This window comes from Gracilibacillus salitolerans (assembly GCF_009650095.1).
Taxonomy (GTDB): domain Bacteria; phylum Bacillota; class Bacilli; order Bacillales; family Amphibacillaceae; genus Gracilibacillus; species Gracilibacillus salitolerans.
Genome location: NZ_CP045915.1, coordinates 4,497,735 through 4,523,138 on the forward strand (window position 1 = coordinate 4,497,735; position 25,404 = coordinate 4,523,138).

Consider the following 25,404-nt stretch of genomic DNA (forward strand, 5'->3'; position numbering starts at 1 on the left):
CATTTATTCTATTGTATACAATATAAACATAGTGGGGTGAAGTGATTGGAAACATTAATAAAATATCGAAAAATAGTTTGGATTTTCGTTTTATTATTTATTATTACTGGTGTTTTTACATATTTACAAACGCCAAAGCGTGATATACCAGAAATCGAACAAAATATTGCTTCGATCTCAACAGCTTACCCTGGGGCAAGTCCGGAAGTAGTCGAACAGGTTATTACAAATCCTATTGAAGAGGAAATACTTGACATTGATGGTGTTGATCAAGTGACATCTGCTTCCACGAATGGTTTTTCTACCCTAACGATTACATTAGATGATAACGCAAACACGGACTCAGTCTATTCCACGATACGGCAGTATGTGCAGGATGCTCAGAGAAACTTTCCAGATGAAGCAATGTCACCGGATGTAACAACAGATCTTGCTAGCTCAAGTGTTGCTACCTACCATTTACTGAGTAGAGACCGTGATCATCTGTTTTCTACTCGTGAACAACTAGAGGATTGGAAATCTAGCTTAAGCGAAATAAAGGGAGTTGCTTCTGTTTCCGTTAAAGGATTACCAGATCAGAAAGTTGTTATTTCATTGGATCAAGAATTGTTATCAGAGAATCGGATTCAACCTCATCAAGTGATTGAAGCCATTCAAAATGAGTTAAGCCCAAGTGCATTAGGAACCGAACAAAATCAAGATCAGAATATTTTATTAAATATAGACTCTATCGATGACATATCACAGTTAGCAGACATTTACATAACAGAAGATATGTATTTAACTGATCTTGCTACTATTTCAGTAGAAAACGAAATAGTAAAGGATTTGATTACACATCATAAACAAGCCGCATTATCAGTAACGATTTTTGCAGAAAATGCTGTTAATATTTCAAGTCTACAGGCTCAAATTGATGAAAAAATAATAGAATTAAAAGAGGATTTACCGGCTGATGTTTCCGTAGAACAATTCTACTCACAAAGCACAGTCATTGATGAGGTGTATACGAATTTATTAATCTCTTTTGCGATATCTTTACTTGCTGTCATTGTCATTATGATTCTAGGATTACCATTATCTTCTGCTATTTTAGTGGCATTCGCTCTTCCGATTTCGATTATTATCGGCTTCATTCCTTTACCATATACAGGAGTAGACTTTAACCAAATTTCGATCATCGGTATTATTGTAGCGATAGGTATATTAGTCGATGATGCGATCGTTGTGAATGATAATATTATGCGGCGTTATCAATTAGGAGACCCACCACTTGAAGGAGTAAAAAAAGGGGTGAAAGAAGTCGGTGTCTCGATTGTGACATCCACTTTATTAATCGTGTTCAGTTTCTTCCCTTTGACTTTTTTATCCGGTAGTAATGGAGAATTTATTCGCGCTTTACCGATCGCCTTGATGGGGACTATTATTGCATCTACATTAATAGCCTTGACAGTCATCCCAACCATTCAATATACAAGACAATTAAAGTTATACCGCACCAAAAAGCGCCATATCGGATTTTTAACAAACCTTTTCCGTTGGCTTGAAGATCAATATGCTACTAAAGTTTTACCAAAAACTATCAAAAAACCATGGCTTACAGTTATTAGTGGGGTGATCATTTGTATTTTATTACTGTTATTAGTTATAAAAGTACCCTTTGAATTCTTCCCTGCTGCAGACCGTCAAGAAGTAACACTATCCTTAACGCTAAATGAAGGTACACCGATAGAAGAAACAGATCAAACATTAGCAGAAATAGAAAACTATCTACATGGCAATGCCGAACATATCCATGAAACAGTTCGCTATACTGGAGGTGGCCTACCTAATATCTTCAATTCCAGTTTGACTAGGTCTGCTGAAAATACCGGTCAAATAGTTGTTCGTGTTGACCGTGATCAAACATCTGCCAGTGATTTTATCGAAAATTATCAAGAAGGAATACGAGAGAAGTTTCCTGATGGCGAAATTTTCTTAGAAACAATCGTATCAGGTCCACCGCTATCTCCAACGATTGAATTAAAAATACAAGGAAGAGATTTGGAAGTGTTGCTGGAAAAATCGACTGTATTAAAAGATAAATTAAATGAACTCGATTCTGTTGATATAGCAACAGTGAATGCAGGAACTAGCCAACCAGTAAAAACCTATGAGATTGACCGCGATTTCTTGGCTGAAAATGGTATTCCAATTAATCAAGTTAAAAACACTCTTCAATTTGCAAATGCTGGTATACCACTGTCTGAAATAAATAGCGAAAATGACAGGTTAAGCATGGAATTAGTGTTAGATGAGGGAGCAGAAAATGCTATAGACTTAAGTGCCTTGAATGCTGTCGTCACTACGGAAGAAGGTATGCCGGAGATTTACACCTATGATGAGTTTGTATCTGTTCATACAGAAGAACAAATGGCTGCGATCACGCATGAAAATGGAAAGAGAAGCCTTATGATTGCTGCATATGATTCTGGTGAAGGTAATTTTGCTTCCGAAACAGCAGAGGTGATCGAAGCGATGGATACAGAACTTGCCGAATTAGGTGACCATTATGCTTTGATTGAAGATGGAGAAGCAAGTGCTGAGACAGAATTCTTTGTAGAGGTCGCTAAGTTGTTTGTGATTGTGTTATTCCTTATCTATATAACTCTAGCTGTTCAGTTTAATTCTTTATTGACACCTGTTTTAATTACTAGTACTGTATTTTTAGCCGTGACAGGTGCGGTTGTTGGCTTATTTGTCAGTGGTGAGCCACTTAGCTTCCTAGCAGTACTCGGTATTGTGTCCTTATCAGGGATCGTCGTTCGAAACTCGATCTTAATTATTGAATTTATTGAACACAATAAACAGCGCTATGACGGTAATACAGTTGATGCCATTATTGCGGCAGGCCGTGCAAGGTTACGACCGATTATTTTAACAACATTGACATCCATTGCCGCGTTAACACCGATTATTTTTATGGGGGATGTATTGTTTCAACCATTAGCCGTATCGATTGTGTCTGGGATTATTTTCTCGACAGCATTGACATTATTATTACTTCCAGCCTTTTATATAACAATGGAACGAATGAGAAATAAGAAATAGTACACCTATCTGATTTGCCTAGATTCTATCGCTAGTTAACCCAGCGCGATTATGTACCACAATACAGCAAAACCCCCTCTTGTAACAGCACAAGAGGGGGGTTCATATAAATTATACAGCGATATCTTTGCTAACTGCTTCTTTATCGTTGTATTTTTTTATGTTTAGTTTTTTCATTATTTTAGATGTTAATGTTCCAGATAAGATGGAGTCATTTACATTCAATGCTGTACGTCCCATATCGATTAGAGGCTCTACTGTAATAAGTAAACCTGCTAATGCTACTGGTAAGTTCATAGATGATAGCACGATTAATGCAGCAAATGTTGCACCACCACCAACACCAGCAACACCGAATGAACTAATACCAATAATTAAGATCAGTGGCAATAAGAAACCTGGTGATAACGGATCGATTCCTTGAGTCGGTGCGATCATTACCGCTAACATCGCTGGATAAATCCCCGCACAACCGTTTTGACCAATGGTTGCACCAAATGATGCTGCCATATTGGCTGTACCACTATGAACACCAAGGCTTTCCTTCTGTACTTGAATCGTTAACGGAATAGTACCTGCACTTGATCTTGATGTAAATGCAAAGCTTAATACTGGCAATACTTTACGTGTATAGGTTAATGGATTTAATCCAAATATAGCTAGAATAATCATGTGAATAATAAACATGGCAATCAACGCTACATAAGATGCACCAACAAATTTACCAAGTTCAATAATACCTGCTACATTTGTCTGTGCTACTGTATTTGCCATTAATCCTAAAATACCAAATGGCGCTAAGCGTAAAATGATAGTTACAATACGCATAATCACCGTGTAAAAAGTGTTGACTATATCAACAAATTTTTCTGCTTGTTCCGGTTGTTTTCTTCTGACACCCAATACGGCAACTCCGATTAAAATAGAGAAGATAACAACAGCAATAACAGAGGTTGCACGCTCTCCTGTCATATCTAAGAAAATATTAGATGGAATAAATTCTAGTATTTTTTGAGGGGTCGTCATTCCTTCAACTGATCCTAACGTTTCCTCTAATGACGCTGCTCGATCCTGTTCAGCTTGACCCATTTCTATTTGATCTGCATTTAAGTTAAAGATAGATGAACTTGTTACACCAACCACCGCAGCTACCATAGCGGTAGAAACAAGAATACCAATGATCCAAGCTGACATTTTTCCTAATTCAGATGATTTCTCTAAATTAATGATTGATTGAATAATAGAAACCATTACTAATGGAATAACTATCATCATTAATAGACGGACATATCCTCGCCCAACGATATTATACCAATCTGTTGTCGCAGTAACGATTTCTGAATCTGCTGAATAGACAATTTGTAAAAAAGCACCTAATAGAATACCCAAACCTAAACCTGCGAAAACTCGTTTACTGAACGATACAAATTTTCGCTGCATTCCGATTAAGATACCAATAAATAAAAGCATAATGGCAATATTGATAATTATAAAAACTGTATCCATCTTTTTTCCTCCTTTTGATTAATCCGATATAAATACTCTGAATATAGTACATTTAATTATTTATTATGTCAAAAGTTATGATTTGTGCATGTAATTTTCATTTTGAATCCGTTTAACCAAATCTTTAAACCACAGGCACTAACATTACTCATTAGCATTCATAGATCCGCAGTTATGTATTATGTGTATGAAGTATATTTGTTCTGATCTTATTAAAAAACTTGTACCCGTTTGGAGTACAAGTTATGTGGCGATGGATATATCTTCTTCTAGCACTAATTCGACGTTTCCTTGAATTGCTCGAGAGATCATACAGGATGACTCTGCTTGTTTGACGATTTCTTTTAATCGTTGTAAATGCTTTGCAGTTGCTTCTTTTTTCAATACCACAACAGGGCGGTGGGTGATTCGTTTATAAGTAAATACACCATTGGTAACATCGACATCTCCTACAGAGCTTAACGCTATGTGCTCGAGGGGAAGGTGTGCTCGTTCAATCATTGCTGCCATTGTAATTACATAACAGGTAGCAGCAGCACCTAATAGCATTTCGTCTGGATTTGTACCAATCCCCGGACCATCCATTTCTGGGGGTATTGAAATTTTAGTGTTTAAATTGCCTGCTTCAATATGTCCTACTTCATTTCTACCACCAGGCCACGTGGCATTTAACGTAAATTGATGTATTGCCATTTTATTCATCCTTTCTCTTCCCATTATAGTAATGGCCAATCAGATGATAAAATGATCTGTTTACGCTTCTGCTTCTTCGTTTTTACTGGAGAGAAACCAACCAGCTACTGCGATACCAACAAGTACAAGATAGAATGTTAATTTCCATGCCAGAGAGTGTGCGAAATCGTGTGGTAATAAGTGCACATCTTCATGTGCTAATACACTTACTACCAATTTAATACCAACCCATCCGACAATAACAAATGCTGCGACTTCCAACCCTGGACGTTCATGCAATAATTTAACAAATACATTAGCTGCAAAACGCATAATGATTAATCCAATCATCCCACCAGCAAGGACGACTAGGAATTGGCCTGTATCAAGGCTTCCGACCGTACCGATACCTGTTGCAGGTAAAGCAACGGCTAATGCAACGGCCGCTAAAATTGAATCCACCGCAAATGCTAAGTCAGCAAGTTCAACTTTTAAGACGGTCATCCAGAATCCAGTTCCACCTTTTTCCATCGCCTCTTCTGCCTGTTCTTCTGCACCTGTTTCTCCCTTATTCTTCTTACGAAATGTGTCATATAAATGCTTAATCGAGATAAATAGCAAATAAGCTGCTCCAATTGCCTGTACTTGCCATACATCAACAAGGAACGAAATAATAAATAATGAAGCGAATCTTAAGACAAAAGCACCTGCTAACCCATAAAATAGTGCTTTTTTACGTTGGTCATCCGGTAAATGCTTGACCATAATCGCTAAAACAAGCGCATTATCTGCTGCTAAAATCCCTTCTAGACCAATTAAAACTAGTAAAACCCATCCGTACTCTAACAGTAATTCCAACCTACTCCATCTCCTTTAGAAAAACAAATATGATCTCCTTCAGTGGTAAAGATCACAAAAAAACGAGACCTTTACCACTGATGGTAAAGGTCTCGCTAACAACGCCTGAGTTGCCAATAATGCCGGAGATTACTCTCGAAATGACGACATTTACTGTAACAGCTACTCCCCTTTATGTATGTTATAACTATAAGTCTTTTTTAACTTTCTGTCAATCTTTACAAATCAAAAAGAACCTATACCATCGCAGTGATAGCATTAGGTTCTTCTTTTTCCTCTTCATTATGCATCGATAATTTTGTTTATTCTTTCCTCTACTTCTGTTTGAATGTTTTGTAAAAGGGATTTACTCTGGTTTGCATCATCGGTTTTAACACCGAAATAGCTTTTAATTTTAGGTTCTGTACCGGAAGGACGGAAACATACCCATGCGTCATTTTCTAATAAAAATTTCATGACGTTCTCCTTTGGTAACTTAATGTCCACTTGTGTCGCCTCAACTGGTAACTGACGCTTACTGCTTTGATAATCCTCTATAGCGACCACTTGTAGTCCACCTAATTGTGTAAATGGATTTTTACGGATATCTTCCATAATTGTAGCAATTTGTTCTGCACCATCTTTACCTTTTAGTGTTAATGATTTCATACCTTCTAAGTAATAACCGTGCCGTTCGTATAATGAATCTAACGCTTCTAATAATGTCTTTCCTTTCGCTTTCCAGAAATTCGCCATTTCACACGCTGCAACTGCTGCTTGTACTGCGTCTTTATCGCGGACGAAATCTCCAATTAAATACCCATAGCTTTCTTCATAACCAAAAAGGAACTGTCTTTCATCCGATTCAAATTGTTTTATTTTTTCTCCGATAAATTTGAAGCCGGTTAACGTATCTATTGTATCGACATCATAATAAGAACCAATTGCTCGTCCCATTTCCGTAGTCACAATCGTCTTAATTACTTGTCCATTCTCGAGTTTCTTATCATTCAAATGTGATAATGTGTAATCTAATAACAGAGAGCCCAGCTGATTACCGCTTAATACCTGATAGGATCCCTTTCCATCTTTAACAGCCACACCTAAACGGTCTGCATCCGGATCTGTTCCAATTAAAATATCTGCATCGATTGCTTTCCCTTGTTCGATTGCCATTTTAAACGCCTGGTGCTCTTCAGGGTTTGGTGACTGCACTGTCGAAAATTCCGGATCCGGTTTCGCTTGTTCTTTCACGACATGTACATTATGATAGCCAATTTGAGCTAACCCTTTTAATACAAGATCGTGTGCCGTTCCGTGCAAAGGTGTAAAGACAATATTCACGCTATTTTCTTCTGTTTGCTTTTGAATGGTCTTCAGCTCCTGGAGATAAGCATTGTCCACTTCTTCGCCAACCCATTCCAAGAGATCAGCATTTTCAACTTCTTCCTTGCTTTTTACGGTAACTTGTAATTCATCTTCGATCTTATTTACCTCTTCAATAATGGCAGCAGCTTCTTTTAATGGCACTTGTCCGCCATCCTCGTTATATACTTTAAAACCATTATATTCAGGTGGATTATGACTAGCTGTAATCATGATACCGGCAGCTGTCTTTAAATGTCGGACCGCAAATGAAAGTAATGGTGTCGGGCGTAATGATTCAAATACATATGCTTTAATATTGTGTGCGCCTAAAACCCTTGCCACTTCCACTGCAAATTCCTGTGACATATAGCGGGAGTCATATGCTATGACAACCCCTCTGTTATGTGCATTATCTATATTTTTTGTTATGTAATTAGCTAATCCTTCCACTGCTTTACGAACGGTATAGATATTCATTCGATTGGTTCCAGGCCCCAGCATACCACGCATTCCACCTGTACCAAAGGTTAAATTCTTATAAAAGGAATCTTCTAACTCCTTCTCATTTTTGGACAGTTCATTTAATTGTTGTAATAAATCTTCATCAAATGCTGTAAACGATGTCCATTTCTTTAATGTATCTTGCCAAGACATGCGATTTCCCCCTTCATTCAACATTCTATATTTCTATACTAGCATAGTCTTTCTATCGTTTCTATTGTTATCTCTACCATTATAGAGAGTGTTGTCTTCAAGTTTCATGAAAAATATTGTATCTCATTTTTAACTATTCTACTATCATCCAAATACCATTTTTTCCATTTTATATGATAGAATAGAATTAATGAATAATGACAGAAAAGGTTGTGGCACTTTTGTTTGAAAAAAAGAGCATACGGATTCTCTTAACATTTATACTTATTTTCACGTTAATTTATCTTCTTTCTTTAACCAAGTTTATATTTGAACCTGTCGGTGCTTATCTGACCGCCATTGCGGTTCCTATCATCGGAGCAGGGATTATTTTTTATATTACAAATCCTATCGTTAATTGGTTAGAAAAAAAGAAAGTACCGCGAATTGCAGGTACGTTTATTGTATTTCTCTTAATCATGTTATTGATTACGATTATTATTAACTTCGTTGCTCCTGTTGTACAAAGACAATTTTCAAACTTTGTGGATAGTATCCCGAAAATGGTAGACAATGCAGAAAGACTTTTTGAAATGTGGCAGGAAAATCAAAACATTATACCACCACAATTTGAAAATACGATCCAAAATGTAATGGATAACTTCAACCAATATGCAGAAACAATTACGTCCAGCATTATCGGAGTGATCGGTCAAATTTTCAGTTTTGTTTTTGCCTTTTTCTTAATCCCGTTCTTCCTTTTCTTTATGTTAAAGGATGGATATAAATTTGTGCCATTTATTTCAAAAGTTCTAAGCCCTAAAAAGGCAAAAAGTTTTAAAACTTTAACTACAAACATTAATCATACGTTGGCATCATTTATCCAAGGACAGTTTATCGTAAGTGTTTGTGTCGGGGCAATGCTTTATATCGGTTATTTGATCATTGACCTGGATTACTCCTTGTCCTTAGCACTGTTCGGTTTGTTAATGAATTTCATTCCATTCTTGGGTCCGTTTTTATCAGCAATTCCTGCTATTATCGTTGGGTTCTTTCAAGAGCCGATTATGGCTTTATGGGCAGCAATTGTGATGATAGTAGCGCAACAGATTGAAAGTAACCTTATCTCACCAAATGTAATGGGAAGGGCATTATCCATTCATCCGTTAACGGTCATTACCTTGATTTTAGCAGCTGGGGGTATCGCAGGATTTTTAGGATTATTGTTCATTATTCCTGCTTATGCGGTTGTCAAAACGATTATTGCGCATTTCTATCGTGAGTGGAAGAAAAAACAACCAGAGGAAGATCCCGATTTATTTTAAAAATGAAGGGTAGTCGATAGTATAAGATACCATGGCTTTTCGCCACTTATGTTGGCGAAAGCCTTAGTTACCTTATATTAAAAAACATAAGACAATTTCGCTTGATGATGTGATTGATTTTACTCTTACTGTAAATGCTTGACCATAATATAATTATTTTGTTCTTCATCCCCTATAAAGATAGAGTAATCGCCTCTCTTTTCAAATCCCATCTTTTGATGAAAATCAATCGCATTTTTGTTTTTGCGCCATATCCCTAACCAAATCTCACTTTTATTCCTCTCTCTTGCAATATCAATCCCTGTTTGCAGTAATAATTTACCTAATCCTTTTTCATGGAAAGTATTCTTCACATAAATACGTTCAATTTCCAGGGCATTATCACCTATTTCGTATGTTTGGGCTTTTCCTTCATTTACTTTTAAGTAACCTGTTAGCATGTTGTCTACATATTGGAATAAAAATGTTGAGGATGGATTTGATAACTCTTTCGTAAGTTGTTCTGTATTGAAGGCTGTTTCTAAATATTCATGAATATTTTCAGGTGTGTTTAAATGACTGTAAGTTTCATTATACGTTTCTGTTCCTATGTCTTGTAACAATTGTAAATCTTCCAGCGTACATTTCCTAATACTGGTCTTCACTTAATCCTCTCCCTTACAGTTTTATTAATTAAATATTACTCTTAAAATCTAAAGCAAATTTAATTGCAGATAATTCAATTATATTGTGTAATTCATATCCAGTCAATGAAAGCGAATTCAAATTTTAGACATTTTTAGTTTATAGATACCTTTCCATAAAAAAAGCCTTAGCATTTCGCTAAGACTTTTTTTGGATGAAATTATTCGCCCATTACTTCTGCAATTTCTTCTTGAAGTTTATCGAAGATTGCCTGATCGATACCTTCTACTTCATCACGATAGTATTGGTGTACTGGTTCAGCAACCTCTCTAAATTCAGCAATTTGATCTTCATCTAGTTCAATGATTTCTGTTGGGTTATCTGTGTCAGCTTCGATAGCTTCCAAACCAGCTTCATTCTGGCTCAACTGCTCCTCAAATACCCATTCTTGCATTTCTTCTACAGTCTCATCTACTACTTGTTTCACATTTTCGTCTAGACCATTATACCATTCAGTGTTAGCTGTAGTCATTGCTACATAGTTATTATGGTGAGAAATCGTTACAGTGTCTTGTACTTCATGGAAACTTGCTGACTCGATAAAGAAAATTGGGTTTTCCTGAGCGTCAACTGTTTCACGGTCTAATGCTGTGTAAAGCTCACCCCAGTCTAAAGCTTGAACAGTTGCGCCATATGCATCATATGATTCACGCATTAGAGGTGATTCTTGCACACGCATATTAAGTCCTTCCCAATCAGAAGGTGACTCGATACCGACATTACTTGTCCATGCCATTTCACCTTCTGTCCAGTAAGAAAGTGGTGAAATGCTGTGTTCTTCATATTTTGCTCGTAAATCCTGGTTTAATGCTTCACTATTTGTTAATATTTCCTGAACTTGTTCCTGGTCAGATGGGAAGAAATAGTGAAGGGAGAAAATCTGACCGTCTTGTACTTGGCCACCTGTAAAACCTGGTGACATAGCAGCTAGCTGAACGCCACCTTGTTGTAGTAATTGTGCCTGGTCAACACTACTACCTAGTGAACCATATTCTAACGGCTCTACAGTGATAGCTCCCCCAGTTTTTTCACTAATACGATTAGCAAACTCTGCTGCATATTCGTATTGAACCTCACCTTGAAGTTCTTCTGTTACGAATTGCCAGCTATCTTCTTCAAAGTCTCCCGCAGCATCTTCGCTTCCTTCTCCTGTATCTTCTTCGCCTGTGTTGCCTTCATCCGTTCCTTCTTCATCGTCTCCACCACACGCCACTAGTAAAAAGCTAAGTGTTAAAATGGAGAGTAGCATAATGAAATACTTTTTGTTAAAAATGACCATTACCCCCTATAAATTTGTATTATTTTATATTAAGCGGCTAAATATGTTAGCACACTTTAATAACTTAAATTAATATCAATGATAATTGTGGGAACACAATTAATAAAACTCCTATAATCAGTAACATGATAATATATGGTGGTGTACTCTTGATGACTTCTAAGTATGGTTTTTTGAACACGGCACTGGCGGTAAAGATATCGACACCAAATGGTGGTGTTGCTGAACCAAGTGCTGCTTGGAAAGTAATAATGATTCCTAGATGAATTAAATCTACACCCGCTGCTTCTGCTGCCGGAGCAAAAATCGGTGTTAAAATTAAAATAACTACAATAGGATCTACGAACATACATCCTACAAAGAAAAATATACTAACAATTACTAATACGTATACTGCACTCGGATCTGATCCTAATACTGTTTCGGTTATTTGTTGCGGTATACGGGCATAACCCAGTACCCAAGTAAATAATTGTCCACCAGCCACTAAAATAAATACAGCTGATGTAACTAATCCAGTTGAAAGAGCGATACTAGGTAGCTTTTTCCACGGAATAGTTTTAAATATTAATACTTCTAAGATAATGGCATATAATACTGAAATACCAGATGCTTCTACCGGAGTAAAATAACCTAAATAAATACCACCGATGATAATAACCGGGAAACCAAGTGGTAATAAAGATTTTCTGAAAAACTTAAATCTGTCTGGCCATGATACTCTTTCTGCTAATGGAATATTTTTAACCTTTGCATAGATTACACTATAAAGGGCAAACGCTAAAAACACCATAAGACCAGGTATAATACCTGCAATAAATAGATCACCGACAGATACACCTGAACCAGCTGCAAGTGCGTAGATAATCATTCCGATACTCGGAGGTACCAGGAGTGCAGCATCACTTGAGTTAATGATTAATGCCATTGCACTTGAATCTTTATAACCAATTTTCAATAACCTTTCTCTCATCGGTCGACCGATAGCTACAACTGTAGCCTGTGTTGATCCGGAAATAGCCCCGAAAAGTGTACACGCTGCCGCAGTTGTAACAGCATAACCGCCTCGGATATGCCCAACAAACGCACCGATAAAATCCAACAGTCTGTTTGAGGTTTTTCCAGATGTCATTATGTCTGCTGCAAATATAAATAAAGGAACACATAATAATACCGGTGATTCAATACCTGTCAGTAGCTGTTTCATTAACAAATCCATATTTAAATTTGGATTATAAATTAACATAACGGCAACTGGTGCTAAAATCAAAGGTATCATCATTGGGAAATTTAGCAGCAATAATATAATCATTATCGATAATAATGTCGTTAACATAGACTTTTCCTCTCTACTCTTTTATCGTTTATACAGATAAATCTTCCAACTTTACATCTTTTTTCTCTTCATCATTGTAATCTACTGCATCAATACCTAAATAAACTTTATCTTTTGCTTTAGCTGTAAAGTTAACGTACGTATTACGTAAGAATTGGATACCTGCTGTTAAGAATCCGATTGGAATAAATACGGCCATTAGATATCTTGGAAGTTCTAATGAGGTTGTAATCGCTCCCGTATTGTACTCAAACATTACGAAACTGTAGGAGTAATACGCCATTAAAAACATTATGATTGCAGTAATAAAGTTTATAGTTATCATCATTATTTTGCGTACTTTGAAAGGTGCAAAGTCGTAGAATGCGGACATACTGATATGACGCCCTTTTCTTGCTGCGTATGCTATACCCATGAATGTTGCAATAACTATTGCAAATTTACTAACTTCATAAGCAAAGTAAAATGCTCCTGAGTTAAACACCTCACGTGCTATTACATTACCAACGATCATGATGGAAATTAATATAATGGCAAAGCTGAGGATAAATTCCTCCAACTTCATCATAATGTTGTCTATCCATTGAAATACTTTCAACGTTTTCCTTCCTCCTCTTGTATAAAAGGCCACCGAATTTATACTACATTTAATAATACAAAATTGTTGCAGCTTTCACAAATTTACTATACCCTGATTGAGATCAATTAAACCACAAATAATCGTGTATAAAAAAAATGTTCGGCATTAATGGATATATAATGTCATTTGCTCATAAATAATTCGATATACTTTAAAAATGGTACAACTATTTCATTTTTATGGTAATTAATGTATATTTTTGCATGTAACTTGCCTATTTTCTATAACTGATTTAGGCTTAACAAAGAAGATTATATTTATAATTGGAGTGAGAATTATGAATAAAAAAGAAATCGAAGCAGAAATAGAAGATATGAAAGCTGACTATACAAGACTGTCCGCTGACCTTGAGAAACTAGCATATGTTGGCGGAAATTCGGAATATAACGAAAAAGAATTAGAACGATTGGCTGAAAAAATCTCCTCTCTTCGTCAGCAGTTACAGAAGCAAAAAAGCTAGCAACCTCTGTTGCTAGCTTTTTCCATTTCGCTTTTCTTCTAATTTTTCCTTGATTTTATTAAATTCTTTACTTGGTGGTGTTAAGCTGACAATCGTATCCCCAGCTGTTGCTGTAGTTTCTAAATCTTCTGTAAAGAATTCAATTTGTTTGGATTGCTTTAACACGAATAACAGCACTGTTTCCTGTTCGCGATCTCGCATATAATCTTCATATAAATAACGCTCTGTTAACGAGGTTTTTCGTAAAACATAACCACTCTTTAATTTGTATTTCAACTCCTCGATACCTTCTGTTGGTGTAAACACTTCTCTTCCACCGATCGTATGATCAATATCGACTAAATGATCTCCGCTATGATTTTGTTTTGGTAAACGGAACACATTCTTTCGACCAAACTCAGGCAAGAATGTAGAACATACTAAGGCATTATAGGAATCATACTCAGTCGCTGTTAACAAATAATCATAAGGTGTGAAATCCATCGTATATTCTGTTTGCTCTGATAAAATTTCACAATGGTTATGCTGAATCCCTGCTTTTCTGGCACCGTTAAGACGATCCCACGATGAGTCAACAACAACTGCTGGAATACCTAATTCCTTCATCGTCTTTGCTAATGCGTTAGTAAAACGATTGGAACCGACAATTAACACACCTGGATTTCCTTCTGATGAAAGGTTTAGTTTTTTCGCTAGCCAGCCAATTGAAAAACCATGGACAATAACCGTTGAGAATACTAATGCAAAGGTTAAAGGTGTGACAAGTGAAGCACCTGCAAAACCTTCATCTGCCAGAATTGTTGCAAAATAACTTGCTACTGTTAAAGCAACAATACCTCGTGGTGCAATCCAGCCAACCAATGTTTTCTCTTGCAACGATAAACCAGATTTAACCGTCGATAAGAAAATGGATAGTGGACGGACGACAAACAGCATTAATAATACATATCCAATAATTGCTGGTTGGAAAACATCCATTAATGTGTCCATTGTCAGCGACGAAGTTAAGAGAATAAACACTGTTGATATTAAAAGAATCGAGATATTTTCTTTAAAATGCCGCATATCCCTAATTGAAGATATACCAAGATTCGCCAGTGTCATCCCCATTGCGGTTACTGCTAATAAACCTGTTTCATGTTTCACTTCATCCGCTATGATAAAGCAAGCAATAACCAATGCGAAAACAGCAGGTGACTTTAGAAACTCTGGAATATGCCCTGACTCAAACATCCACCCGGTCACTTTTCCAAATACAACGCCAAGCACCACGGCAAATAATGATGCTAGTAAGAAAAACAATAAAGCTGTTGCATCCCTTCCATCAGCTAACAAGAATAAAATGAATTCAAACGCAAAGACAGCTAATAAGGCACCAAATGGGTCGACGACAATCCCTTCCCATTTTAAAATTTTTGCTGGTGTTGGTTTTAATTTTGATTGCCTTAACAGTGGTAAAATAACAGTAGGACCTGTTACAATAAAGATACCACCGATGACAAATGCAACTGCCCAAGATAATCCCGCTACATAATGGGCAGTTAACGATCCGAAAATCCAAGCCAGAAAGGCTCCCCATGTAACAATGCGAAAGACCGGCTTTCCTAACCCTTTTACTTCTTTAAAATTCAGATTCAAGCTTCCTTCAAAAAGAATAATCGCCACAGCTATGGAAATAAATGGGCGATACAAATCACCAAAAGCTTCCTCTGGATTCATCAGTCCGAATATCGGTCCCGCAAGTAAACCTGCTATCGACATCACGACGATCGCTGGCAATCGAAATTTCCAGGCTACCCACTGCGAGCCAACACCAAGCACAGCAATAAGCATAAGTATTAATAATAATGAGTCCATCATTATCCCCCTTTACCTTCCATCTTTTATCTATATTTACATTCATTAATTTCATCAGAAGCTAGCATTATTTTAAAGGTTAATAGGTTGGATGTAAATATTTTTATTTCAAACTTTTTTCTTTGTGGATGATAGTGTGCGTATAACAATGAATATCGCCAACAGTAACACCTTTAAGCTAAGTTTTGCTAATATGTATCATAGTTAAAAAATGTTATGCTAACAATGAGTTTATTAAAAGGATGATATTTTATGAGTACATTGGATTTATTAAAAAAATATTTCGGTTATGATGCTTTCCGACCTGGACAAGAAAAAATTGTGAACCAAATCCTCCATCAAGAAAACACGTTAGCTATTATGCCTACTGGCGGAGGGAAATCAATCTGTTATCAAATTCCCGGGCTTGCACAAGATGGGATTACTATCGTGATCTCCCCACTTATCTCCTTAATGAAAGACCAGGTGGACGCCCTTCATTCTTTAGGTGTTACTGCTACCTACATTAACAGTTCCCTAACAACGGAAGAGCAATTCAGCCGATTAGCTGAGATTCGTAATGGAGAATACAGCTTTGTCTATGTAGCACCGGAACGGTTTGATTCCAATGCTTTTTTTGATGCCATTAATTCGTTGAATGTGTCATTGATTGCTTTTGATGAAGCACACTGTATTTCACAATGGGGACACGATTTCCGCCCTAGTTATCGTACCGTTGTCCAAGCCGTGAATCAATTACGGAATCGCCCTGTACTAATTGGATTAACAGCAACAGCAACTACTGAAGTGATTCGTGATTTACAACAACTGCTCGATGTAGAAGATAATGCTGTTGTTAATACTGGCTTTGCACGTAACAATCTAATGTTCCAGGTTGTAAAGGGACATGATCGTCAAGGATATGTAATGGATTATTTAAAGGCACATCAGGATGACACCGGAATTATTTATGCGATAACACGGAAACAAGTCGATCAGCTATATTTTTTGTTACAGGAAAAAGGATTTTCTGTCAGAAAGTATCATGCGGGTATGTCAGAAGAAGCTCGAAAAGAAGCACAAAATGATTTTATTTATGATAATGCACAAGTGATGGTAGCTACCAATGCATTCGGGATGGGGATTGATAAGTCCAACGTCCGCTATGTGCTCCACTATGCCTTGCCAAAGAACCTAGAAAGTTATTATCAAGAGGCTGGACGCGCAGGACGAGATGGTGAGCCAAGTCAATGTGTGATTCTTTTTTCCGGTCAGGATATTACCTTACAAAAGTATTTAATTGATCAGTCAGAAATGATGGATGAGGAAAAAAAGAAGGGCGAATATGACAAATTACAGGCAATGATCAATTATTGCCATACCGATCAATGTCTGCAACAATATATTCTCCGTTATTTTAATGATACGATTTCTTCAACAGAAGCATGTGGCAGTTGCTCTAACTGTGACAGTGATTTAGGGAAAGTCGACCGCACAAAGGAAGCACAAAAGGTACTATCTTGTGTCAAACGGATGGATGAGCGATTCGGAGCCAGTTTAGTAGCAAAGGTTTTAAAAGGATCCAATGACAAAAAAGTAAAGCAATTTCGCTTTGACCGACTATCCACGTATGGACTGCTGAAAGAAATGACCGAGAAAGAACTAGTTTCCTTTATTCAATTTTTAGTAGCAGAGGATTTTCTAGTATCTGAAGGCGGGCGCTACCCCATCCTACGCCTAAGCAAGCGGGCTGTATCTGTTTTAACAGGAGAAGAAAAAGTATATGTACAGGCAGCTAAAGTGAAGACGAAAGAAGTTGTTGAATACGATATGGAAATGTTTGAACACTTACGGAAATTGCGAAAGTCATTGGCAGATCAGCAAGCTGTGCCTCCTTATGTCATCTTTTCTGATAAAAGCTTACGCGAGATGTCTGTTATTAAGCCGAAATCGAAATACGAAATGTTACAGATTCATGGTGTTGGTGAGCGCAAGTTCGAACAATATGGTGAAGTGTTTTTGGAGTGCTTTTTGGAAAAAGCCTAGACTTTACTGGACACTTTTTATGAATTACTGGACACTTTCTAGTAAAAGAACTCCCGTCTTTGAACTGACCTAGTAATATGAGACAAGAAAAAGCACCTAGGCTGCCTTTGCCCTGAATTGAACAGGAGAAAGGCAGTTTAATTTTGAAAATGGTCGTATATAGTTGTAATAATACATGTACAATTCCACTTTTTCTAGTACAATGGAATTTGTAAGACGCATCTTTTGATGTGTGTAGAATTCTTCCGACTTTATGGTGGAGTGGAAGGATTCAATGACGGCATTATCAAAGCAATTACCTTTCCGGGACATGCTTGTGATAATGCCTTTTTCTTCAGCTAATTCTTGAAAAGCGTAGGATGTGTATTGAGCCCCTTGATCACTATGAAGAATTAATCCCTTTGTTTCACGTCCATTACAAGCTGCTTTCAGTGTTTCTAGCACTAATTCTTCTTCTTGGTTATGACTCACTCGATAAGCGACAATTTCGTTATTATACAAATCCATAATGGTTGATAAATACATCATTGATTCCCCAAAAGGCAAGTAAGTAATATCAGTAACCCACTTTTGATTTGGTCTATCTGCCTTGAAATTTTGTTCCAATAAATTAGGAACGACGCATTTACTTTCACCGGCGATGTTCGATTTTCTCTTTGGTTTCAGTAAGTCTGTTCACAGAAATGTTGTGTTCCTCTTTAAGTAACTTTTTAACCATTCGGTGTCCTACTCTGTAATGTAGGGATTTACAAATATCAATAATAAGTTGTTCTAGTTCTGTTGGCTCCCACGACTTTTGAGCCCAACGATAGTAAGTGGACCTAGGAACTCTGATACAATCACAAATCATCGATACAGTATAAACTTCCTTTAACGACTCTACTAGTTCTATAACTATCTCTGGTACCAACTCCTTTCGATTTCCTGGTACTTTTTTAAGATTTCATTTTGGATTTCTAGATGTCTGATTTGCCTTTTTAACTGATCTACTTCGTTTAGTTCTTCAGGCCCTTTTCCAAAGGAATATTGTTTACCGATGGGTTGTGACAACCGATGTTCTTCTCCATCTCGAAACCATTTCATCCATCTTTTAATTTGACTTACGCTACGGATTCCAAACTTTTTCATAATCTGTTTATTTGTATATTTTTTAGACAACTTCATTTCAATGACTCTACGTTTCACTTCTTCAGAATAAACATTTTTCTTTTCCCCCATGAGAAAAGCACCTCCTAAAAGTCGTTAATTTTTATATACGACTCTGGGGGTGCTTTTTCCTCTGTCTCATTTAATTAGGTCTCCTCACTTCAAACGAGAGTTCTTTCTTTTCATTAATCAAAGCTGATTGCCCATGCTCCTTGACGGAATACGGGTTCTTTTTCCCCGTCCTCAGTTTCGCCGTCAATATCTAAGTCTGCTGAGCCGATCATGAAATCGACATGAGTCAAGCTATCATTTACTCCATGTTTGTCTAGTTCATCCTCGTTCATGTCTGATCCGCCTTCAAGATTAGTTGGATAGGCTTTTCCTAATGCGATATGACAGGACGCATTTTCATCAAATAAGGTGTTATAGAAAATCAAGCCTGATTGTGAAATAGGGGATGCATGTGGGACTAATGCCAATTCTCCCAGTCTTGTCGCACCTTCATCTGTATCCAGTAAATGTTTTAATGTGTCATAGCCTTTGTCTGCTTCAAAATCGACAACTTTCCCATCTTTAAACGTTACACTGAAACCATCAATCATATTACCGCCATATACAAGTGGCTTTGTGGCTGTTACTTTACCATCCACTTTGTATTTATGAGGTAAAGTAAACACTTCTTCTGTTGGCATATTCGGGTTAAAGCTGTTACCATTTGGTGATTTTGCAGAACCACCCTTCCAGACATGACCTTCTGGTAATTCGAAGCGGATATCTGTACCTTCTGATTTAAAAATCAACGCTTTGTAAGATTTTTTATTTAAGTATTCACGTGCTTTCTTTAAGGTATTGTTATGGTCATCCCATGCAGCAACAGGATCTTCTTGATCAACACGGACGATCTTAAAAATTTCTGCCCATAAGCTCTCGATTGCATCTTCTTTCGATTTATCCGGAAAGATTTTTTGTGCCCAGTCACCAGTTGGAATCGAAATAATCGACCACGGGATACGGTCATTCATCGTATATTGACGGAATTCCTTCATTGCTTCCCCACTAGCTTTGTTTGCTTTTGCAACTTTACTAGGATCAATATCTTTTAGTAAATCCGGATTTGTGGAGCGAATCGATAATAACGCCGCACCATCCTTAGCAAAATCTAAATATTTTGCCACTTGCCATTCCGGTATATCAGTTAACACTTCTTCTGATGCATAGTTAAATTTCAAATAGGTAAGCTCATCATCTGACCAATTAATATGGACATTTTTAGCACCCATTTCATAGGCTTTACGGGCAACAATTCTCGTAAATTCTGCTCCCTCTATTGAGGAATTAATTACTAATGCTTGCCCTTCCTGTAAGTTGACACCTGTCTTTAACGCGAGTTCTGCATATTTCTCCTGTAGTTGTTTCTCTGCCATTATGATTCCTCCTTCAGTTCTTCCATTAAAAGGGATAGTTCTTCCCATCTTTCCATTTTTCCTTCCAATTGTTGTTCAACTTCACTTTGCTTATTATATAATGGCTGAATCTTACCAATATCACTGCCTGCTTCTGCAATTTCTGTTGCAATTTGCTCAAGATCTGTTTCCAACTCTGTTATTTCATCTTCAATCGTATCCCATTCTTTTTGTTCATGATAAGATAGTTTTTTCTTTTTGCGCTTCGGTTTTTGCTTCGAAGTCGTCTTGATTTGTTTATCCTCTGATTCTTTTTGCTGTTCACGGAATTCGGAATAATTGCCATAAAAAAGAGTTAAGTTTTCGCTTCCAGTAAATGCAATAATCTGTTCGACGGTTTTGTCCAGAAAATAGCGATCATGGGACACCGTGATGACCACACCAGGGAATTGCTCTAAATAGTCTTCAAGCACTGCTAGTGTTTCTGTATCTAAGTCGTTGGTTGGCTCGTCCAGAAATAACACATTAGGCTCTCGCATTAGTACGGTTAATAAATATAGTCTTCTACGTTCGCCACCTGATAACTTCCTGACATATGTCCATTGTTGTGGCCTTGGAAATAAGAATCGTTCCAGCATTTGTTCTGCTGTAATGACACTACCATCTATAGTGTGTACCACCTCAGCTACATCACGGACAAGGTCAATTACTTTGACAGCATCATCGAGTGGTGGGTGATCTTGTGTGTAATAGCCAATTTTCACGGTTTCACCAATGTCGATAGTACCTGTATCCGGTTCGACGCGACCAGCTAAAATATTTAACAATGTCGTTTTCCCACTACCATTAGCACCTACAATACCGAGTCTGTCACCAGGTTTGATGAGAAAATCAAAATCCTTAAATAATGCTTTACCATCATATGCTTTACCTAATCCTTTTATTTCCATGACTTTTTTACCGAGACGTGTAGAACCAATTTGAAAGCTAAGATCCTGTTTTTTCGTATCAAAGGTTTTCTCCTTCATTTGCTCGACTCGATCGATGCGTGCTTTTTGTTTCGTTGTCCTCGCCTTCACACCTGCTTTGAGCCAGGCAATTTCTTTTTTCAGGATATTGTTATGCTTTTGCTCTGCTTGGAATTCTTGTTCTTCCCGCAATGCTTTTTGTTCTAAAAAGGTTTGATAATTCCCTTCATATGTATATAAGTTACCCTTATCCAACTCAAAAATACGGTTGGTAATGTGATTGAGAAAATAACGATCGTGCGTAACAAGCAATAACGCACCTTGATAAGTTGGCAAATATTCTTCGAGCCATTCGATTGTATCGTTGTCGAGATGGTTGGTCGGTTCATCCAGTATGAGTAAATCTGCCGGTTGGATCAAAGCTTTAGCAATTGCTACACGTTTGCGTTGTCCACCAGAGAGATTTTCCGTTTTTTGGTCAAACGCTGGGACGCCTAATTTCGTTAAGATCGTTTTGGCAACGGTCATTGCGTCCCATGCTTCTATCTGATCCATTTGTTCCTGGATTTTTAATAGTTGATTTTGCATGGCTACATTCTCGGGATCTTTTTCCAAAGCTAACACAGCTGATTCGTATTGTCGTAAGGTGACCATCACCTTAGCATCACCATAATATATCTGGTTCAATACAGTGTCTCCATCTATTAGCTGTGGGTCCTGATCTAAATATTCTATCCGATAATCATTTGGATGATCCATCGTTCCAGCTTCTGCTTGGTCGATTTCTGCTAATACTTTTAGTAAGGTAGATTTCCCCGTACCATTAACTCCGATTAAACCGATACGATCGCTGTCTGTAATCGAAAACGAAATCCCGTCAAACAATACTTTTTCACCATATGTTTTGAATAGATCCTCTACTTTTATCGTGCGCATTATATCTATCCTTTCTAATTAAGAAAAACTGATCAAGCCTGCACGTTCTTTCATAATTCATCTGATTCGTAGTAGATAAAAACTGCGAACTAATGAAAATTTTCAGAGTGATGCTTTCTTCCATTCTTTTATAGTGAGTGCTGGAATACCGCTTCGGCAGAATACTGCGCTTTCCGCGGGCACGGCTTCAGCTAACTAGGTAAAGAAAGTCACTTTACCTAGTGGATCTTCAGCTCGCGTGAGTTCCCACAGGAGTCTCCGTATTCTGCCTCCGCTAATTTTGGAGTTCTGATTGTTGAAAGAAATGGACTTTTATGGAACTATATTCTTGGAACTTTCTATCACTTTATTAGAACACTATTCAAAGCTACGGAAAAATGCGACACTCCTGTGGGAAAGGAACAGTCTGAAGACCCCGCAGTGAGCGTTCTTTGCTCGCGAGGAGGCTGAAGCGTTCCCCACGGAAAGGGAGTATTTTTCCGCAGCGTCGGACTAGCACTCATCTCAAATAGAATGGGAGGAAGGAACACAAAAGTTACTTCGCAGTTTATGTTTTTTGTACAATAATTTTCTTTTGTATAAAAGTTTATCTCCCAATTTAGGCATATAGTACAACCGACTTACTACAAAATCGGTGAAATCAATCTTGCAATAGACTCTTTGAAGCGAATCCATACGGAACGTTGCTGATATAAAGAATAGGTAAGATTGGTTACGTGCTCCATATCTTTTTCAAATTCATCGACCAGCATTTCTGCCATCGTTTCATTATATAAAAAGGCATTCACCTCGAAGTTAAGACGAAAACTTCGAACATCAATATTCGCCGTTCCAATCGACGCTATTTTACTATCGACTACTATCATTTTAGCATGCAGGAAACCTTTTTGATAAATATAAACGGTTGCCCCCGCTTTTAACATTTCACCGATATACGAATACGTTGCCCAATAGACAAAGGGATGATCTGGCTTATTCGGAATCATAATCCGGACATCCACGCCTGACAAGCAGGCAATCTTCAATGCATCCAACAGACTTTCATCTGGGATAAAATACGGCGTTTGAATAAAGATGTAATCTTTTGCTGACATAATCATCTTAATATAGCCGTGTTTTATCTGTTCCCACTCAGAATCCGGACCACTTGAAATAATTTGCATACCGACATTACCAGCGGGAACAGGTGTATAATAACGTTCATCATATTCAATATCATGACGGGATGCCTGATTCCAATCCAGAATAAATCGTGTCTGCAAATGCTTCACCGCACTACCGGTAATGCGCAAATGTGTATCACGCCAATAACCGAAACGCTTGTCTTCCCCTAAATATTCATCACCAATATTAAAACCACCGATATAGCCGATTTTGCCATCAATAATAACCAGCTTGCGGTGATTACGGTGATTAATTTTAAAATTAACTTTCGGAATCAATGGTGGGAAAAACCCTTCGACCTCTGCGCCTGCATGACGCATTTTTCGAACCATCTTTCTGCTTAACGTCCGGGAACCTAAATCGTCATATAAAAAACGAACTTCAACTCCTTCTTTTGCCTTTTTGATCAACGCATCTGCTAAGCGTGAACCGAGATGATCGGACCGTACTATGTAATATAGTAAATGAATATGGTCTGTTGCATTTTCGATATCCTCCAATAAAGAGTTGAACTTTCGATTTCCATCCGTGAATATGTTGACTTCATTATCCTGTGAGAAGATTGCATCATTATTACGTAAATGCAGGTAAAATAAATCCTTATATTGGTACATTCTTGGATCATTAACAAAAAAATCTCCATTTTCAATATCACGTAATTGATGCTGTACCGCAGTTTTGACACCTAACTTGCTTTTGGTATCCCATGTAAAGATCGTTTTATTACTTAATTTCCGACCAAAAATAAGATATAAAATAAATCCAATAATCGGGATGAACGTCAATACCATAATCCAAGCCCATGTAGCAGTTGCATTTTTGCGCTCTAAAAAGATAATGGTTAGAGATAAAAGAATATTGAAAACCAAGATAAAGGTTATGATTAGTTGTGTAATCTCCACATGAAGCCCTCCCTTCTTCTGACACCTTACACCCTATTAATATAGCATAATTATGACCAAGCTAATAGCAATCGCTATCAGCTTAGTCGATCGTAATCGAACCATTATCCTTTTCCGTTTTAGGACCTCTAATTTCTAATACCCCATTTTGAAAGCTTGCCTTGGCTGTTCTTTTATCAACTGCATATGGCAATGTAATGGTGCGCTGGTTGCGATGCTGCCTTCTCTCTTTATGGTAATAATGATACGATTCATCGTATTGTTTGGTTTCCTCAAGATGATCTACCATAACTGTAATTTGATTACCAACTATACGTAATTGTATTTGCTCTTTTTTAAGACCTGGCAAATCGACACGGACAATCCATTCCTGCTCGGTTTCTGCAACATCAACAGGGATTTGTTTCGGTACTTTTGCTTGCTCAAAAAAACTATCGATCGTTTCCATAACGTTCCGTGTTGGTTTTTCGTAGAGAAAGGCATCTAACTTCTTAACTAAATCTTCTCCCCATTCTGGCATTCCGCCTTTTTGTGGCATATGGCTCACTCCTTTTTCATAAAATAAGAATTCCATTGAGATTTTCTTCATCCATCTGGTGGTTAGCAAAAATGAACAGGATAACAACGCTTGTTACACCACACTTATTTTTTGGTTCTCCTATGTCTTGAAGTGGGGGGCTTACAAGGCGTTCGTTCTCCGTGATAAAATTCTCCACTTTATTTTATGCACCTGGGCAATAAATGATCCTGATGTTAAATATTATTAATATTCTGATTTTTTGTTGACGATTTCCAATATATAACTTATAATAAGGACAATTCAATTGCATAAGCAGCAACTCTTATCTAGAGCGGCAGAGGGAATAGGCCCAATGAAGCCCGGCAACCATCAGTTTGAACACCAAATTGAAATGGTGCTAAATCCTACAGGTTTTACCTGAAAGATAAGAGGAGGACAACTAGTATTTTCAACCTCTTCTTACTTTCGTTAAGAAGAGGTTTTTTGTCTAGCTCCAGCGTCCAACGACTAGTGAGACTTCCTTCACCACCGTACGATAAGTCAACATCGATTCGCTTTTAGCAAATCGTGTTTCCTTTATCTCCTACGGTTCAGTCTAGTCCATACGTCGCTAAACGGACGCTTGCGCTTTTCTAATTTTATTGAGGAGGGTA

General features: G+C 37.4%; 17 protein-coding genes, 1 pseudogene and 1 riboswitch. Of the genes and pseudogenes, 4 read left to right on the forward strand and 14 right to left on the reverse strand.

Going from position 1 to position 25,404, the window contains the following annotated elements:
- Positions 1-45: 45 nt before the first annotated feature.
- Positions 46-3,090, forward strand: a complete 3,045-nt coding sequence (locus GI584_RS21200) for an efflux RND transporter permease subunit (RefSeq protein ID WP_153792536.1) — start codon at positions 46-48, stop codon at positions 3,088-3,090.
- A 111-nt stretch (positions 3,091-3,201) separates the two neighbouring features.
- Here GI584_RS21200 and GI584_RS21205 read toward each other — a convergent pair whose 3' ends face one another.
- The 4 genes from GI584_RS21205 to GI584_RS21220 all read right to left on the reverse strand — a co-directional run bounded on the left by GI584_RS21205 (position 3,202) and on the right by GI584_RS21220 (position 8,127).
- The gene (locus GI584_RS21205) at positions 3,202-4,596 is read right to left on the reverse strand and encodes an L-cystine transporter (protein ID WP_153792537.1); all 1,395 of its coding nucleotides are present in this window, start codon (positions 4,594-4,596) and stop codon (positions 3,202-3,204) included.
- 243 nt (positions 4,597-4,839) lie between these two features.
- Positions 4,840-5,289, reverse strand: coding sequence for an OsmC family protein (locus tag GI584_RS21210; RefSeq protein WP_153792538.1), 450 nt, complete (start codon positions 5,287-5,289; stop codon positions 4,840-4,842).
- A 60-nt stretch (positions 5,290-5,349) separates the two neighbouring features.
- Positions 5,350-6,126, reverse strand: coding sequence for a TerC family protein (locus GI584_RS21215; RefSeq protein ID WP_153792539.1), 777 nt, complete (start codon positions 6,124-6,126; stop codon positions 5,350-5,352).
- A gap of 282 nt (positions 6,127-6,408) precedes the next feature.
- On the reverse strand, positions 6,409-8,127 hold the full coding sequence (locus tag GI584_RS21220; protein ID WP_153792540.1) for a phospho-sugar mutase: 1,719 nt from the start codon (positions 8,125-8,127) through the stop codon (positions 6,409-6,411).
- Positions 8,128-8,324: 197 nt separating this feature from the next.
- Here GI584_RS21220 and GI584_RS21225 point away from each other — a divergent pair, with 197 nt between their 5' ends.
- On the forward strand, positions 8,325-9,431 hold the full coding sequence (locus tag GI584_RS21225) for an AI-2E family transporter (RefSeq protein ID WP_153792541.1): 1,107 nt from the start codon (positions 8,325-8,327) through the stop codon (positions 9,429-9,431).
- A gap of 125 nt (positions 9,432-9,556) precedes the next feature.
- Here the strand turns inward: GI584_RS21225 and GI584_RS21230 are convergent, their stop codons facing one another.
- The 4 genes from GI584_RS21230 to GI584_RS21245 all read right to left on the reverse strand — a co-directional run bounded on the left by GI584_RS21230 (position 9,557) and on the right by GI584_RS21245 (position 13,328).
- Positions 9,557-10,075 carry a GNAT family N-acetyltransferase gene (locus GI584_RS21230; protein ID WP_153792542.1) on the reverse strand — a complete coding sequence of 173 codons (519 nt, stop codon included), beginning with the start codon at positions 10,073-10,075 and terminating at the stop codon, positions 9,557-9,559.
- Between the two features lie 200 nt (positions 10,076-10,275).
- Positions 10,276-11,394, reverse strand: coding sequence for a TRAP transporter substrate-binding protein DctP (gene dctP, locus GI584_RS21235; RefSeq protein ID WP_153792543.1), 1,119 nt, complete (start codon positions 11,392-11,394; stop codon positions 10,276-10,278).
- Positions 11,395-11,458: 64 nt separating this feature from the next.
- On the reverse strand, positions 11,459-12,730 hold the full coding sequence (locus GI584_RS21240; RefSeq protein WP_100358896.1) for a TRAP transporter large permease: 1,272 nt from the start codon (positions 12,728-12,730) through the stop codon (positions 11,459-11,461).
- Positions 12,731-12,758: 28 nt separating this feature from the next.
- On the reverse strand, positions 12,759-13,328 hold the full coding sequence (locus tag GI584_RS21245; protein WP_100358895.1) for a TRAP transporter small permease: 570 nt from the start codon (positions 13,326-13,328) through the stop codon (positions 12,759-12,761).
- A 319-nt stretch (positions 13,329-13,647) separates the two neighbouring features.
- On the opposite strand from GI584_RS21245, the gene GI584_RS21250 reads away from it, so the two are divergent.
- Positions 13,648-13,830: an SE1832 family protein gene (locus GI584_RS21250; protein ID WP_153792544.1), complete on the forward strand. Its 183-nt coding sequence runs from the start codon at positions 13,648-13,650 to the stop codon at positions 13,828-13,830.
- 12 nt (positions 13,831-13,842) lie between these two features.
- On the opposite strand, the gene GI584_RS21255 is transcribed toward GI584_RS21250, so the two are convergent.
- Positions 13,843-15,690, reverse strand: coding sequence for a cation:proton antiporter (locus tag GI584_RS21255; RefSeq protein ID WP_153792545.1), 1,848 nt, complete (start codon positions 15,688-15,690; stop codon positions 13,843-13,845).
- 249 nt (positions 15,691-15,939) lie between these two features.
- Between GI584_RS21255 and recQ the strand changes: the two genes are divergently transcribed.
- Positions 15,940-17,712, forward strand: coding sequence for a DNA helicase RecQ (gene recQ, locus GI584_RS21260; RefSeq protein ID WP_153792546.1), 1,773 nt, complete (start codon positions 15,940-15,942; stop codon positions 17,710-17,712).
- Positions 17,713-17,808: 96 nt separating this feature from the next.
- On the opposite strand, the pseudogene GI584_RS21265 reads toward recQ, so the two are convergent.
- The 5 genes and pseudogenes from GI584_RS21265 to GI584_RS21285 form a co-directional block, all read right to left on the reverse strand.
- Positions 17,809-18,930, reverse strand: a pseudogene (locus GI584_RS21265) (IS3 family transposase).
- A 113-nt stretch (positions 18,931-19,043) separates the two neighbouring features.
- Entirely contained in the window at positions 19,044-20,282 is a 1,239-nt protein-coding gene (locus GI584_RS21270; protein ID WP_153792547.1) for an aminopeptidase, read from the reverse strand.
- Positions 20,282-22,165 (reverse strand): ABC-F family ATP-binding cassette domain-containing protein, encoded by a 1,884-nt coding sequence (locus GI584_RS21275; protein WP_153792548.1) that lies wholly within the window; start codon positions 22,163-22,165, stop codon positions 20,282-20,284. The genes GI584_RS21270 and GI584_RS21275 overlap by 1 nt, the downstream gene beginning before the upstream one ends.
- A gap of 623 nt (positions 22,166-22,788) precedes the next feature.
- Positions 22,789-24,231, reverse strand: coding sequence for a cardiolipin synthase (cls, locus tag GI584_RS21280; RefSeq protein ID WP_100358889.1), 1,443 nt, complete (start codon positions 24,229-24,231; stop codon positions 22,789-22,791).
- Between the two features lie 82 nt (positions 24,232-24,313).
- Complete coding sequence (locus GI584_RS21285) at positions 24,314-24,769, reverse strand: Hsp20/alpha crystallin family protein (RefSeq protein WP_100358888.1); 456 nt, start codon at positions 24,767-24,769, stop codon at positions 24,314-24,316.
- A gap of 301 nt (positions 24,770-25,070) precedes the next feature.
- Positions 25,071-25,182, forward strand: a riboswitch (SAM riboswitch).
- Positions 25,183-25,404 lie beyond the last annotated feature (222 nt).